This window comes from Pleomorphomonas sp. NRK KF1, assembly GCF_023721755.1.
GTDB lineage: Bacteria > Pseudomonadota > Alphaproteobacteria > Rhizobiales > Pleomorphomonadaceae > Pleomorphomonas.
On record NZ_JAMDLH010000001.1, the window covers coordinates 112898 to 127193 of the forward strand.

General features: G+C 64.4%; 14 protein-coding genes. 4 read left to right on the forward strand and 10 right to left on the reverse strand.

Translation table 11 applies throughout. From position 1 onward, the window contains the following. Window positions 1–13 precede the first annotated feature (13 nt). On the reverse strand, window positions 14–1171 hold the full coding sequence (locus M4J39_RS00550) for an iron-containing alcohol dehydrogenase (protein WP_251725615.1): 1158 nt from the start codon (window positions 1169–1171) through the stop codon (window positions 14–16). Between the two features lie 191 nt (window positions 1172–1362). On the opposite strand from M4J39_RS00550, the gene M4J39_RS00555 reads away from it, so the two are divergent. Next, complete coding sequence (locus M4J39_RS00555) at window positions 1363–2358, forward strand: aldo/keto reductase (RefSeq protein ID WP_251725617.1); 996 nt, start codon at window positions 1363–1365, stop codon at window positions 2356–2358. Between the two features lie 9 nt (window positions 2359–2367). Here M4J39_RS00555 and M4J39_RS00560 read toward each other — a convergent pair whose 3' ends face one another. Beyond that, complete coding sequence (locus M4J39_RS00560) at window positions 2368–3378, reverse strand: LLM class flavin-dependent oxidoreductase (RefSeq protein ID WP_251725618.1); 1011 nt, start codon at window positions 3376–3378, stop codon at window positions 2368–2370. A gap of 111 nt (window positions 3379–3489) precedes the next feature. Next, entirely contained in the window at window positions 3490–4893 is a 1404-nt protein-coding gene (locus M4J39_RS00565) for an amino acid permease (RefSeq protein ID WP_251725620.1), read from the reverse strand. Window positions 4894–5258: 365 nt separating this feature from the next. Between M4J39_RS00565 and M4J39_RS00570 the strand changes: the two genes are divergently transcribed. Then, complete coding sequence (locus M4J39_RS00570; RefSeq protein ID WP_251725622.1) at window positions 5259–5885, forward strand: exopolysaccharide biosynthesis protein; 627 nt, start codon at window positions 5259–5261, stop codon at window positions 5883–5885. 6 nt (window positions 5886–5891) lie between these two features. After that, entirely contained in the window at window positions 5892–6761 is an 870-nt protein-coding gene (locus tag M4J39_RS00575; protein ID WP_251725623.1) for a lipid kinase, read from the forward strand. Between the two features lie 21 nt (window positions 6762–6782). Here M4J39_RS00575 and M4J39_RS00580 read toward each other — a convergent pair whose 3' ends face one another. The 3 genes from M4J39_RS00580 to M4J39_RS00590 form a co-directional block, all read right to left on the reverse strand. Further along, the gene (locus M4J39_RS00580) at window positions 6783–7916 is read right to left on the reverse strand and encodes a tlde1 domain-containing protein (RefSeq protein ID WP_251725625.1); all 1134 of its coding nucleotides are present in this window, start codon (window positions 7914–7916) and stop codon (window positions 6783–6785) included. 129 nt (window positions 7917–8045) lie between these two features. After that, window positions 8046–8603 carry a menaquinone-dependent protoporphyrinogen IX dehydrogenase gene (gene hemG / locus M4J39_RS00585; RefSeq protein ID WP_251725628.1) on the reverse strand — a complete coding sequence of 186 codons (558 nt, stop codon included), beginning with the start codon at window positions 8601–8603 and terminating at the stop codon, window positions 8046–8048. Window positions 8604–8735: 132 nt separating this feature from the next. Next, entirely contained in the window at window positions 8736–9608 is an 873-nt protein-coding gene (locus M4J39_RS00590) for a GNAT family N-acetyltransferase (RefSeq protein WP_251725631.1), read from the reverse strand. Window positions 9609–9958: 350 nt separating this feature from the next. On the opposite strand from M4J39_RS00590, the gene aat reads away from it, so the two are divergent. Then, a complete protein-coding gene (gene aat, locus M4J39_RS00595) occupies window positions 9959–10642 on the forward strand; it encodes a leucyl/phenylalanyl-tRNA--protein transferase (RefSeq protein WP_251725633.1) in 684 nt (227 codons plus the stop codon). 91 nt (window positions 10643–10733) lie between these two features. Here the strand turns inward: aat and M4J39_RS00600 are convergent, their stop codons facing one another. The 4 genes from M4J39_RS00600 to M4J39_RS00615 form a co-directional block, all read right to left on the reverse strand. Beyond that, a complete protein-coding gene (locus M4J39_RS00600) occupies window positions 10734–11339 on the reverse strand; it encodes a DUF2155 domain-containing protein (protein ID WP_251725636.1) in 606 nt (201 codons plus the stop codon). Window positions 11340–11437: 98 nt separating this feature from the next. Beyond that, window positions 11438–12382, reverse strand: coding sequence for a nucleoside hydrolase (locus M4J39_RS00605; protein WP_251725637.1), 945 nt, complete (start codon window positions 12380–12382; stop codon window positions 11438–11440). A 191-nt stretch (window positions 12383–12573) separates the two neighbouring features. Then, the gene (locus tag M4J39_RS00610) at window positions 12574–12966 is read right to left on the reverse strand and encodes an NADH:ubiquinone oxidoreductase subunit NDUFA12 (protein WP_251726758.1); all 393 of its coding nucleotides are present in this window, start codon (window positions 12964–12966) and stop codon (window positions 12574–12576) included. Between the two features lie 123 nt (window positions 12967–13089). Beyond that, window positions 13090–13818: a PleD family two-component system response regulator gene (locus M4J39_RS00615; RefSeq protein ID WP_251725639.1), complete on the reverse strand. Its 729-nt coding sequence runs from the start codon at window positions 13816–13818 to the stop codon at window positions 13090–13092. Between the last annotated feature and the right edge of the window lie 478 nt (window positions 13819–14296).

Here is a 14296-nt window from a genome sequence, read left to right on the forward strand (position 1 = left end):
AAATATTACGTTCCTAAAGTGCCAACTCAAGGATATCGGAGGCAACCTCGGGCGTGACATCGCGGTGTTCGCCAAGCGGCACCTGCCAGTGCTGGCGAAGCTTGTCCGCCACCTCGGGAATGACACGCGCGTCGAGCCCGTAGTCGGCAAGCCGGGTTTTGACGCCCATCGCCTCGAAGAAGTCGCGCGTCCGCCCGATGGCCGCATCGATGCGCTCGTCCTCGCTCCCCGTCGTGATACCGAACACGCGCTCGGCGTACTGCAGCAGCTTTTCCCGCTTCTGGGCCCGCTTCACCTTGAGCAGCGACGGCAACACGACCGCCAGCGTCGCGGCGTGATCGAGCCCGTAGAGGCCGGTCAGTTCGTGGCCGATGCGATGCGTCGCCCAGTCGCCCGGCACGCCGCGCGACAGAAGATCGTTGAGCGCCATGGTCGCCGCCCACATCAGGTTGGCGCGAACGGCGTAGTTGGTCGGTTCGCTGAGTGCCACGGGACCGTCTTCCATGATGGTCAGCAGCAGTCCCTCGGCAAAGCGATCCTGAACCTTGGCGCCGACCGGGTAGGTCAGATACTGCTCCAGCACATGCATGAAGCTGTCGACGACGCCATTGGCCGTCTGGCGCGGCGGCAGCGAAAAGGTGGTCTCCGGGTCGAGCACCGAGAAGCGCGGCATCACATGCACCGAGTTCATCGGCAACTTGTCCTGCGTGCTGGCGCGGGTGATGACGGCGTTGCGGTTCATCTCCGAGCCGGTGGCCGGCAGCGTCATGACGCAGCCGACCGGCAACGCGGCCCTGACGTTGGTGCCCCGTTCCACCAGAATGTCCCACGGGTCGCCCTCGAACAGGGCGGCGGCGGCGACGAACTTGGTGCCGTCGGCCACCGATCCGCCGCCGACGGCGAGAAGGAAGTCTATCTTCTCGGCACGGGCGAGATCAGCCACCTTGACCAGCGTCTCGAAATGCGGGTTGGCCTCGATGCCGCCGAACTCGAACACCGTTCGGCCGGTCAGCGCCGCCCGCACCTGATCCATCACGCCGTTCTTCAGCACCGAGCCGCCACCATAGGTGACGAGCACGCGGGCATCGGCCGGCACTTCCTCGGAGATCTGGGCGATCTGCCCTTTGCCGAAATGAATACGGGTGGTGTTCCAGTAGGTGAAGCTTTGCATGGCGCCCTCGAACGATCTGACACGCCGGTTTTATCGCGGTGCGAGCCGCTCGACAAATCGCCATTGCCGATGATTCCGGTCTATGCCACCGATGAGCTTCCCACGCACGGCTGACCTGCCGACCAGCGCTTTTTCGATCGACGTCGAACCTGCTAGGCTCGCTGCAAACGACATGGATCGAGGGGATTCCGATGGACTACACCAAGCTCGGCCGTACCGGCCTCGACATCTCGCGCATCTGCCTCGGCTGCATGACCTACGGCGTTCCAGAGCGGGGCGCCCATCCCTGGACCTTGCCGGAAGACCAGAGCCGGCCGCTGATCAAGCAGGCCATCGAAGCCGGCATCAACTTCTTCGACACCGCCAACAGCTATTCCGACGGCACCTCGGAGGAGATTCTGGGACGGGCGCTCAAGGATTTCGCCCGCCGCGACGAGATCGTGCTGGCGACCAAGATCTACTTCCCGCTGGCTTTCAACGAGGCGCGCAAGGTTCCGAACGCCTCCGGCCTCTCCCGCAAGGCGATCTTCGCCGGCATCGACGCCAGCCTCAAGCGGCTCGGTACCGACTACGTCGACCTCTACCAGATCCATCGTTGGGACTACGGCACGCCGATCGAGGAGACGATGGAAGCGCTGCACGACGTGGTGAAGGCCGGCAAGGCCCGCTATATCGGGGCGTCATCGATGTTCGCCTGGCAGTTCGCCAAGGCGCTGCATGTCGCCGAGAAGAACGGCTGGACGCGCTTCGTCACCATGCAGAACCACCTGAACCTGCTCTATCGCGAGGAAGAGCGCGAGATGCTGCCCCTTTGCCGCGACGAGGGGATCGGCGTCATTCCCTGGAGCCCGCTGGCGCGCGGTCGTCTGACGCGCGACTGGGACAGTGTTTCCCGGCGGCAGGAGCTCGATGCCTTCGGCAAGACCCTCTACCACGGCACCGAGGAGTCCGACCGTCAGGTCGTCGAAGCTGTCGCTTCCATAGCCGCGGCGCGCGGCCTGCCGCGTGCGCAGGTGGCGCTCGCCTGGGTACTTCAGAAGTCCGAGGTATCGGCCCCCATCGTCGGCGCGTCGAAGCCAGGGCAGATCGACGATGCCGTGGCGGCGCTCGACGTTCGCCTGACGGCCGACGAGATCGCCGCCCTCGAGGGTCCTTACGTGCCGCACGCCGTGGCGGGGTTCAACTGAGGCGGAGCGTCAAAGAACCGCTGAGGTGGCATCAACCGTCAGGCCGGCTGCCTCGGCGATGAGAGCGATGGATTTCAGCCGCTTGGCGTGGTCGTAGACATCGGACACCAGCATGATCTCGTCGGCCCCGGTCTCGCCGACGAGATCGTCGAGGCCGCGTCGCACCGTTTGGACCGAACCGACGATGGAACGGGCCAACATGCGCTCGACGACGGCTTTTTCCTCCGGCGTCCAGAAGCTGTCGATGTCGTCGATCGGCGGCTTGGCCAGACTGCGGGCGCCACGCCGGATGCCCGCGAACGACATCTGCTGCGTCGTGAACAGACGCCTTGCTTCCTCGTCGCTGTCGGCGGCGATGATGTTGACGCCGACCATGGCATAGGGGCGTTCGAGTGTCGCCGACGGCTTGAAACGGCTGCGGTAGATGTCGAGCGCCGGCAGCAGCAGGTCGGGCGCGAAATGCGAGGCGAAGGCGTAGGGCAGGCCGAGCTCGGCGGCCAGCATGGCGCCGAAATGGCTCGATCCGAGAATCCAGAGCGGCACGCGCGTACCGGCGGCGGGCACCGCTTCCAGCCGCTGTCCCTCGGCGGCCGGCTCGAAATAGGCCTGAAGCTCGATGACGTCCTCGGGGAAGTTTTCGGCCGCCTCGGGCGGCCGGCGGATGGCGCGGAGCGTCATCTGGTCGGTGCCGGGCGCTCGCCCTAGTCCAAGGTCGATGCGGTCACCATAGAGGCGGGCCAGCGTGCCGAATTGTTCGGCGATGATGTAGGGGGCGTGGTTGGGCAGCATGATGCCACCGGCGCCCACGCGGATGGTCGACGTGCCCCCGGCGATGTGGGCGATCACGACCGATGTGGCGGCGCTGGCGATACCGCGCATGTTGTGGTGTTCGGCAACCCAGATGCGCCGATAGCCGAGGCCCTCGGCATGGCGGGCGAGGTCGCGGGCGTTGTCGAGTGCGCCCTTCGCATCGGTGTCTTCGGTGACGCGGGCGAGTTCGAGAATCGAAAGCGGCGGCATGGAGGTCTCCGTGCGGTGATCCTCCTATGTGCCGCCGCCTCTCATTCGCATCAAGGAGAAGAGGCGTTATCGCCGATGACAATCGCGCGAGCGGTCATCGGCGATCGAGTCTTACTCCGCCGGAGCGGCGACGACGTCGGCGGTGCCCAGCTTGCTGTGGCGAGCGCCGTAGATGAGGTAGACCACGCCGCCGATGACGCTCCACACGAGGAAGCGCACCCAGGTCGCGCCCGGCAGGCTGAACATGATGACCAGGCTGCAGATGATGGCGAGCGGCGCGACCACCCAGGCAGCCGGGCAGCGGAAGGGCCGCTTGAGGTCCGGGTGGGTCTTGCGCAGGATCAGCACGCAGGCGGAGGTGATGATGAACGCGAACAGCGTGCCGATGTTGCACATCTCGGCGACGAGGCCGATCGGCGTGAACCCCGAGATCAGCGCGATCACCGTACCGACCAGGATCGTCGCGATGTGCGGCGTGCCGAACTTCGGATGCACCTTGCAGATGCCCTCGGGGATCAATCCGTCGCGAGCCATGGCGAAGAAGGCCCGCGTCTGGGCGTAGATCAGCACCAGACAGACGGTGGTCAGGCCGGCAATGGCACCGACGCCGACGATGGCCGAGCCGAAGTTGTAGCCGATCTTGCGCAGCACGTAGGTGACCGGCTCGGCGTTGTTGAGCTCGGTGTAGGGCGCGACGCCGGTCAGTACCGCCGAGACGGCCATGTAGAGCACGGTACAGGCAACCAGCGAGGCGATGATGCCGATCGGCATGTTGCGCTGCGGGTTCTTCGTTTCCTCGGCCGCCGTCGCCAGCGAGTCGAAGCCGATGTAGGCGAGGAAGATGATCGCCGCGCCGGCCGTGATGCCCTTCATGCCGAAGGGCAGGAACGGCACCCAGTTCTGCGGCGTGACTGCCGGTGTCGCCAGCAGCAGGAACAGGAAGATGGCCCCGAGCTTGATAAAGACGAGGATGCGCGACAGGCGGATGCTTTCCCTGACGCCCAGCACCAGCAGCAAGGTCAGGAAGGCGATGATCAACACGGCCGGCAGGTTGATGATGCCGCCGTCGTGCGGCACGGCGGTCAGTGCGTGCGGCAGTTCGATGCCACCGGCCTTGAGAATACCGACGAAGTAGGCCGACCATCCGGCCGCGACCGCCGAGGCGCCCACCGTGTACTCGAGGATCAGGTTCCAGCCGACCAGCCAGGCAACGAACTCGCCGGCGGCGGCATAGCTATAGGCGTAGGAGCTGCCGGCGGCGGGAAGCGCGGCGGCGAGCTCGGAATAGGCCAGGCAGATGAAGGCGCAGGCCACTGCCGAAAAGGCAAATGACAGGATAATGCCCGGACCTGCGTAGGTGGCGGCGGCGACGCCGGTCATGACGAAGATGCCGGTGCCGATGATGACGCCGATGCCCATCATGAACAGGTCGAAGGCGCCGAGCGTGCGCGGCAAGGCCTTGCCGCCCGCCTGCGCCATCAGGTCGGCGATGCTTTTCTTTCTCGAGAGGTTCAATCCAGCCCCCAGATATTTGGTTCTTGCTTGTCCGCCTGCGTGCTGCGGCGGAAAGTGGGTCTCAGCCCAGGAGCCCTCGCTATTATCTTTACCGGACGGTCAAGAAAGATCGGGGAAATAACTAGAAGCGTTTTGGCCTCGCCGATTTCGCAAGATTTCTCGAAGAGCCGTCCGAAAGTCTCATTTGGAACCCGTTGGCTTTTCCGGCGTTCGACATCGGCGTTCGCGCCCGTCTCGGGTTTCGGAAGCGGGCCGTCGTTCCAGTGGCGCTGTAATTGAATATACCTACCGGCATCCCAATATGGCAGGAGCGGCGCCACCACGGTCGGAGCCGAGATGCCCCCGGGGGAAGGAGATCCGATCAAATGACGGCTGGCAGGCAGGCCCGCGGTTACGCCTCGTCGGTGCTTCATCGCATTGCCGCCGAAATCTCCAGTCGCGATCGAGTGTCGTTTGGTGAACTGTTGCATCACCTGGGACCAAGCGGGTTCGGTCTGGCGCTGATTGCATTGGCTCTTCCGGCGATGATCCCCATCCCCGGGCCGTTCGGCATGGTGACCGGCAGTTGCCTCGTGCTGATCGCCTTTCAGATGCTGCTTGGCTGGCAACGACTCGCCTTGCCTCGATTTCTCGCCGAGCGCCATCTCGCGGCCGGTGGCGTGACAGCGGTCATCATGCGTGCTTTGCCTTGGATTAGGCGGTTCGAGGCCATGGTCAGGCACGGGCGATGGCGCTCGTTGACGGGGCCTTCGAGCCATGTGCTCGTTGGCATTCCCGTGTTGCTTCTCGCCGTGGTGCTGGCGTTGCCCATTCCCTTCGGCAACGTCGGCCCGGTTGTCAGTCTTCTGGTCATCGGCTTGTCGCTTGTGGCCCGTGACGGCCTCGCTCTCATGGTCGGTCTCGTACTGGCCCTGGCGACCTTTGCCTGGACGGGTGTGCTGATCTTTGCCGGTGCCCATGTCGCAGCCTACCTCGGCAACCTCTTTATCTGAGACCAAATGGAACGAGCCCTCATCCTCGCCAATCCGCACAGTCGCTCCGCCGGTGTCGGTGTCGACGCCGCCGTCGCCGAGCTGCACAAGGCTGGCATCGACGTGCTGAGGCCTGCCTGGCGCGAGGGAGAGTCGTTTTCCGCGACCATTGATCGGTGCGGCGACAGGGTCGATTTCGTGGTAATCGCTGGCGGCGACGGCAGTCTCAACGCCGCGGCGCCGGCGCTGATCGAGAGCGGCTTGCCACTCGGCATCCTGCCGGGAGGGACCGCCAACGATCTCGCCCGGACCCTTGGCCTGCCGCTCGACATGGTCGGGGCGGCCAAGGTAATCGCCGCCGGACGCATTCGGGCGATCGATGTCGGCGAGGTCAACGGCAAGCCGTTCTTCAATGTCGCCAGCCTCGGCATGAGCGCCAGGCTCGCCGACCGGCTGACCCGTGAGACCAAGCGGCGCTGGGGGCGGCTCGCCTACGCTCTGACCGCGACCGAGGTACTGATCGAAGCCCGCCGATTTGGCGCCGTCATCCGTCCCGATGACGGCGAGGAGGTTGCCGTCCGCTCACTCCAGATCGCCGTTGGCAACGGCCGACACTACGGAGGCGGGATGATCGTCGAGGAAACGGCCGAAATCGACGACGGCCGTCTCGATCTTTATTCGCTTGAGTTCAGGGATATCTGGAAGCTGCCCTTCATGGCGCTTGCCTTCCGCAAGGGTCGGCACGGCCTTGCCGACGACGTACGGACGATGAACGGCACCCGCTTCGAGATCCGGACCCGCCGGCCGATGCCGGTCAATGCCGATGGTGAGATCGTCACCCGGACGCCGGCTGTCTTCCGCGTTCTTCCGGGTGCGATCCGAGTTTTCGTTCCGTGAGGTACGTCGGACCCGTGCCGATCAGCCCCCGAACCACGAGAACAGCGAGGCGACCTTGGGCTCGTCCTTGGTGGCCAGCCTGGGAACGACGACCATCTGCTTGACCTCGCCGCGTTTGAAGGCGGCAAGGAAGCGTGCGTAATCGCGGAACGAGACGCAACCGTTGGACTCGCCGGGCTTGCGCAGCATGTAGGTGTGGGCCAGCAGGCCGTCGCGCCCGAACGGCTTCTTTCCATCGACGGGGGTGAGGCGGATCGCCTCGACGCCGTGGAACAGGCTCTCGCGCATGGTCAGCTTGTACGTTCCGGGCGGCGTCGGACCGCGCATCTTGACGTGGACGTAGCGCACATCGTCCATGTAGGCGCCGAGACCGGAGTGAGCCTCAAGCTTCTCGCCATTGGGCATGTGGACGATGCCCGCGGTGATGTCGTAGACTGCGACGCCCGGCCGCCGAAGCGGGGCAGCAACGGCCACCTCCGTTCTCGGTTTCGGATCGACGAGGGCGACGGCCGGCTTTTCCTTCTTCTCCGGCGCGGTCGACGTGGCGGCAACTGCGGGTGTCGCGATTGCGACCTTCGGAGCTTCCGGGACAGCCTCCACCGGTTTGGCGGGCGCAGGTGGGCGCGGTACGGGCAGGGGTGCTTCGGCAAGCATCATCGGCACGCGCGGGCCGGCGTCGGGCGTGGCAAGTTCGTCATGCCGGATGGCAAGCGCGGTGCGGGTGGTGGGGGAGGCGGTGGAGCGGAACCTCGCCTCGAACTGCCTCTGCCTCAGCCCTGCCGCCGCTTCCGCCAGGCGCATGGCGACGGCGGCGGTGGCCTTGTTCTGTCGAGACAGCAGGATGGCATCGGCGGAAAGATCGGCCGAGGCAGGCTCCACAATGGCCGGAAGCTTGTCGAACTTGGTAGGCTTTCTCGCCGGCGCCAGCGTGGCCGGCAATGGGCGAACGGAGAGACCGGAGTCGTAGATCGACTGGCGGGCGGCCGAGAGGTTTTCGCTGACAGTGCCGACCGCGGTCAGGCTGAGCCCGATCCAGACGGTCGCAGCGGCGGTCACCGCGACAACGCCGGCAACGACCGGCAGGCCTCGAAAGCGAAACGGCAAACTGAAGGAAATCGGCTCGTAACCGCTTGAATAGGCTGTCAACGTCGCCATGCCAAAACTCACTCAACGCTTACCCTGGCGAAGCATCGGCGCGTCGGCTGCCCCTATAACCCAAGGGTGCAAACGCGCGGAAAAGCTCCGTTCCGAGCTCAGGATCGCAAGTTATGGTAAGGAAAGTCTTTACGGCGTCGGCTTGACGAGCATGGCCAGCTCCTCGGCCAGCGCTTCGACGGCCGCCCAGTCGGTATACTCGATGACGGTCGAGGGGTCGGTTGGGCCGCCGGAGATGGTCATGATCGCCTGGATCATCATCCTGTCGAACCAGCGATAGGCGGGATAGTCGAGCTTGCCGGCCACCGCCGCCGCGAAGAGTGGGCGAAGGTCGGTCCGCTTCAGCCAGTTGCGCAAATAGACGTTGCCGTCCGCCGTCTGTCGTCCGGGCTTGCGGGCGGTCAGGTTGACCGAGACCACGGCGATGCGCTCGTCGGGTATCTCGACCCGCAGGCGGCTGAGGAAGCGTCGCGCGGCTGGCAAGTGGAAGCCATAGCGAATGGCGGCCGCAAGCAGCACCAGGTCCGCCTCGGTATCGATCGCCGGAGCCGGGTTGGCCGAGAGGTCGGTGATGAAGGTATCGACGCCATGCGCGGCGAGGTGCCCGGCAAGGCGGTCCACGATCTTGCGCGTCTGCCCGTCGTGGCTCGCATAGTAAAGGGCAACTCTGGGCCGCTCCGGCATCATGGCTTGCGTTCCGCCTGTCGTTCCGGGCTCGACTCGCTGCCCGCCGGATGAAGCCTAGAACAAAACAAGAGCCAGCTGGACCGCAGTTTTACCCAAGCCTTTGTTTATATGTTGGATTCCTTCCGGGCACATTCAGCTTTTTGCCGGTGTCCTGCCCCTGAGGCGCTGTACGAGCTCGAAGAGGCCAGCCTTTTCGAGAAAGCGTTTCAGCTTCGGCTTGAGGGCGACAATGGCGAGCGCGAGACGACCGCTGAGAGACAGGGGGCGATGCAGCTCAAGAAGGCCAACGGTGTCGGCTCCGAAGAACTGCTTGTAAGTCTCGTCACCGATCGTCAGATCGAAGACTGCAAGGCCCATCTCTTCGGCGGCGGCGAGGCAGCTTTCCAGTGTCAGCAGGCCGGGTGCCCAGTTGGCGAAGGCTTTGTTATAGGCGACCGCCAGAAGCAGAATGCGCCCTCCCTCGATGAGACCGAGGCAGCCTCCGATCAGCTCGTCATCAAGGCGCAGCCGGCCGATCCGTGCCAGCTTGCCATTTTCGACCAGGTGCCGATAGAAGGCGAGTTGGGCGGCGGTCTCCTTGTCGTCGTTCACGTCCTGAAAGCGCTGGCGGCGCCATTCGAGCAGATGGTCGAGCTCCGGAAGCGCTGCGGGGCCGGTGACGAAATCAAACTCCAGCCGCCCCTTGTGCTCCAGCTTGCGTCGGTTCTTGGTGAGCCGACGGCCGGTGGACGGATCGAACCGGCGCTCCCGGATCGTCGGAAAGTCCGCGTCGATCGGAAGGGCGTGAGCCGAGTAGCGCGATGGGCGCATAAGGTGAGCGATCCCCATGCGCGCCGCGCTTTCGGGCAGTACGCGCTCGATCGACAGAATGTCGGCCGGCGGCAACATTGCCACGAGAGCGCCCCACAGGCGGTCCATCGTCTCCCGATCCGGCGTGAACTCCGGACTGACGAGAGCCGAATGGTAGTCGCTGACCCCACGATCGGGCAGGGTCAGCACGGTCATTCCGTAGCATCGCTCGCGGACGAGAGGTAGCGCGAATAGCGGCTGTCCGCCCTCTGACTTGCGGATGACGGCGACGCAGCAGTCGAATCCCGATGGCTGGAGTATGGCAAACCAGGCGTCGAGCCAGGCAGGCGTTTGAAAGGGAGTCCGCTCGAGGCCGGGGGTGGCGAGCAGAGAGACAATGGCAGCTTTATCCGAGAGTACTGAGATCTCGTATCCTGACAAGCCGCCCATCTCGTCCCCGCTGTGCTACCCGATGCAGTAGGCGATAGAATAAGTTATACAACTGACCAAAGGGTTTATAAACGCAACGGTCACAGCCGGTTGCGACGAGGGAGGAACGCGCGGACATGGCGGATCGGACTTCGAGCGTGCCGACGCTCACGGCGGATATTCTGCTCAAGGCCTATGCCGTGGGCATGTTCCCCATGGCCGAGAGCGCTGACGATCCCAACCTGTTCTGGATCGAACCGGAGTGGCGTGGCGTCATTCCGCTCGATGACTTCCGTGTCTCGCGGCGCCTTGCCCGCACCGTGAGGCGGGGCGGCTTCGAGATGAGGATCGATACCGATTTCCTCGGCGTGGTCGATGGGTGCGCCGCGCCGGCGCCGGGTCGCGAGAAGACCTGGATCAACGCCACCATCCGCAAGCTCTATGGTGAGCTGTTCCGGCGCGGCCACTGCCACACCGTCGAAAGCTGGCTGGACGGGCGCTTGGTTGGCGGGCTTTACGGCGTGTCGGTCGCTGGCGCCTTCTTCGGCGAGAGCATGTTCTCGACGGTCACCGACGCTTCGAAGGTCGCCTTGGTGCATCTGGTTGCGCGACTGAGGGCCGGTGGCTACACGCTGCTCGATACGCAGTTCGTTACCGATCATCTCGCCCGTTTCGGCACCATTGAGGTCCCCAAGCGCATCTATGGCCAACGCCTGTCGGCGGCACTCGCCGCACAGGGCGACTTCCACGCATTGGGGCCATCGGTTTCGGGCGAGGAAGCACTCCGCTGGCTGCCGAGGCCAGAGCAAAGCGAGGCGTGACGGCGCGAACCGGCACTTCACAGGGTACTTTCAAAAACTGGCGCAAATAGCCGTTTTGATTCGTTCAAAGGGACTTTAGCTAACGTAAGCCTCAGTCGAGGATCTGGCCGTCCGTCCCTGCTTCGGCGGGCGGTTCCGGAGCGGCTTCTTCCATCATCATGGTGGGCATGCTGGGCTTGTCCGGCGGAAGTGGGATCCCGCCCACGAAGGTCAGCACCACCGGCGCTCCGTCATCGACGTTGCCGGCGCCGCCAGCCGTCTGGTTCGAGACCGCGACGCGAACCTCGACGCTGTTGGCTACTGGTGGCGGAATGTCGCTGTCCATGCGACAGCCGATCAGCCAGACATCGTAGACCGGATGCTCGACCGCATTGAGACCGGGGCTCGCGGCAAACATCCAGCCGGAGAAGATCCGCTTGATCTCGTTGTCGAGAGTGATCTCGTCCACTTCCACGAAACCGTCGGTCTCCGCGGCCTCGGTGGCCGGGCGGCTGTAACAGACCTTCGGTGTCACGCGCAGCGTACCAAAGCGGACGGTCTCGTCGACGTAGACGTCGAAATCGATCGTCCGACCGGTGATCTTGTCGAGCCCGGTGAAGACGGCCACCTTGTTGGCGATCTTCTCGGCGGCGGCCGGGCCGGCGAGGGCGGTCGTCAGCCCGAAGGCGGCAAGCGGGAGAAGAAACTTGATCGTCATGGATGGCGTCTGCTGGCGTGGGCTGGGGACTTGCCGCGATGGTGCGGGGCCTTGCGGCACCCAACACGCCAAATGCGGCAAGCTCTGGGCATCCCTTATCAGGGCAGGCGTCGGAATGCTTCCAGAATCAACTCGAAAAAGCCGTCGGCGTCGATTTTGGTGATCCAGGTGGCGTTCTTCTCGCGCCCGGTCACCGACCAGCGATCGACCACGGTCTGGCCAAAGCACAGGCCGGGCGTGGTTTCGATCTCGACGTTGACGAACTTGCCTTCGAACAACTCGGGCTTGAGCAGGTAGGCGATGGTGGTCGGATCATGCAGCGGACCGCCGTCCGAGCCGTATTTCTGCTCGTCGAAGCGCTCATAGAACGACAGGAGTCCGACGAACGCTTCGGCGGCCTTGCGCTTCAGCGCTGCGAGGTCGGCAAGCCAGGACTTGCGGATCAGAGCCTGATGGGTGACGTCGAGCGACATCACCACGATTTCGGCGCCCGAACGGAACACGCGCTGGGCCGCGTGGGGATCGACCCAGATGTTGAACTCGGCGGCGGGCGTCGAGTTGCCGCCTTCGATGTTGGCGCCGCCCATCAGCACGATCTTGTCGAGCCGGGTCGCGATGCGCGGCTCCCGGGCGATCGCCAGGGCGACGTTGGTGAGTGGGCCGAGCGGCACCAGGGTCACCGACTTCTCCGGCCGGCTCATCACCGTCTCGACGATGAAGTCCGGCGCGAACTCGGGACGAAGCGGCGTCACGGGATCAGGAAAGGTCCAGCCGTTGAGTCCGGTCTCGCCGTGAACGTACTCGGCCGTCTCGAGCTTGACCGCGAACGGAGCCGATGCGCCGGCGAATACCGGCACGTCGGTACGACCGATGAGTTCGAGGAGCTTCAGCGCATTGGTCGACGTCTTGGCAAGGCCGACGTTGCCGGCGACGGTGGTGATGCCCAGCACGTCGATCTCTTGCGGAAAGGCGAGCGCCAGCATGAAGGCGACGGCATCGTCCTGACCGGGATCCGTATCGATGATGATCGAGCGTGGAGACATCCGAACCATTCCTCCGTTCACCGCCAACCGAAGTAGCGGTTGTTCTAACCTCTTTGAATCGCGACCTTATCCGCATCGACTGGGGGAGTCCAACGGCGTCGGTTCCACCGGGTGGCTTTTCCGCCGCCCAATGAAAAACGGGACGGAGCAATCCGTCCCGTCGTCGATCCGCTGCTGTCCTCGAGCACCTGTCAGGAGCCGGGTGTCCAGGCGTCGTAATCGCCGCTGACGACGGGGCGCCCTTCGGCCGAGGCAAGCGATCCCTTGGGGCGATAGGCCGCGGCCGTTCCGGTCATGTTGGGCTTGTGAGGCTTCTGCCAATCGCGCCGACGATAAGACTCGGCGGTCGGCGGCGTGTCGACACGGTGATGCATCCAGCCATGCCAGTCGGCGGTGATTTTCGAGGCGTCGGCTTCGCCCTTGTAGATCACCCAGCGACGCGCGCCGCCCTTGGTCTGATAGTAGATGTTGCCGAACTCGTCCTCGCCGACGCGCTGGCCCTTCCGCCAGGTGTAGAAGCGGGTACCGAGGGTCTGCCCGTTCCACCAGGTGAAGACTTCGGTCAGCAGTTCCTTGAAGGTCATGATCTTCGAACCCATCGCACCGGCGCGACCGACGGTCTCGCCATCCACGTAGTTGCGCGGACTATGGCGAGGCGGCGGGGTCTTGTCCAGAGCCGGAAGGGGGCTTTTTGGGAGCGGCGTTGATCAACCTCGGCGGAGAGCCGTCCAGGCCGGACTGACCGCCGCCGGCTTCCGCTCGCCTTCACCCTCGGTCGGCTTGAGGCCGGCCTTGCGCTCGAGCTGTTCTTTGGTGCGCAGGAAAGCCTGCCACTGGTCGGCGGGCATGTTGCCGTTCTCGGCCGCCGCCGGCGGAGCGGCGGGGGGCGGTGCGCCGTCCGGCTTGCGAACCGGCTTGGTCGTCGCCGCCTTGCGCACGGCGGCGGCCCGCTCCTTTTGCGCCATCATGGTTTCGCGGACCCCTTCGATCTCGAAGGCGCCGCGCGGGCCCAGAACCAGCTCGCGCTGGTCGCGCTGCAGCCAGCTGATGCGTTCTTGCAGTACCGCCGGCGAGATGGGCTTGACCACGATCAGGTTGGCGCCCGCGCCCATCGCCCTGTCGATGACGGCTCGCGTCGGCGTGGCAGTCAGGATGATGACCGGGACGTAGCAGAGTGGCTCCATGAAACGGGCGCGCACCATGCGAAGCAACTGGTGCCCGCTGACGAGGCCCGCCTTCCATTCGCAGATGATGAGATTGGGCGGCTCGTGCAGCATGGCGTGCAACGCTGTCTCGGTACTGTCGAACAGCCGGACGCGCCGCACCTTCATGGCGTTCAGCATGGAGCGAACGATGCCCTGCATGGTCTTGGAATCGTCGATGACCGCGACATCCAGCAGCTCGTTGGGAACGGCATAGGTGGCGTGGTGAGGCATGTCGCGTCGGCTCCGGAACTCGTATGTGTCGGCGCGCGTTGTCAGGATGCGTGGCCGAATTTTCAGTGCGACGAGCAGACCACAAAAGCCTCAAGAACCCTTGAATCGATATGGTTGAGGCCGTCTGAATCCCTCCTTTCCAAGTCGAGGGAAAAATCCGGGTTTTCTATATATGGTATGTGCATATCAATTCTGCGCTACATGATGTTGTCATGTGCGTATGATTGGCCTACCATCTTTTGGTGGCCATGGTGAGTCCGTCTTGGCTTTTCGAGCAGGATCGAAAGGCGCGCCGCGTGTCTGTTCGTCGGGCGAGTGCCCGCGAGAGTCGGCCTTCGGATGCTCGGCGAATCGGTTGCCGGCAAAGCTCCGTCAAGACGGAATCACTCATCGGTGCGTGAAAACCGAACTGGTTGCCGAAGCCTGTTGAAAGCTTCCGAAGTTTGGGGAAAACGCATTAACACTTAATTTACGGAAT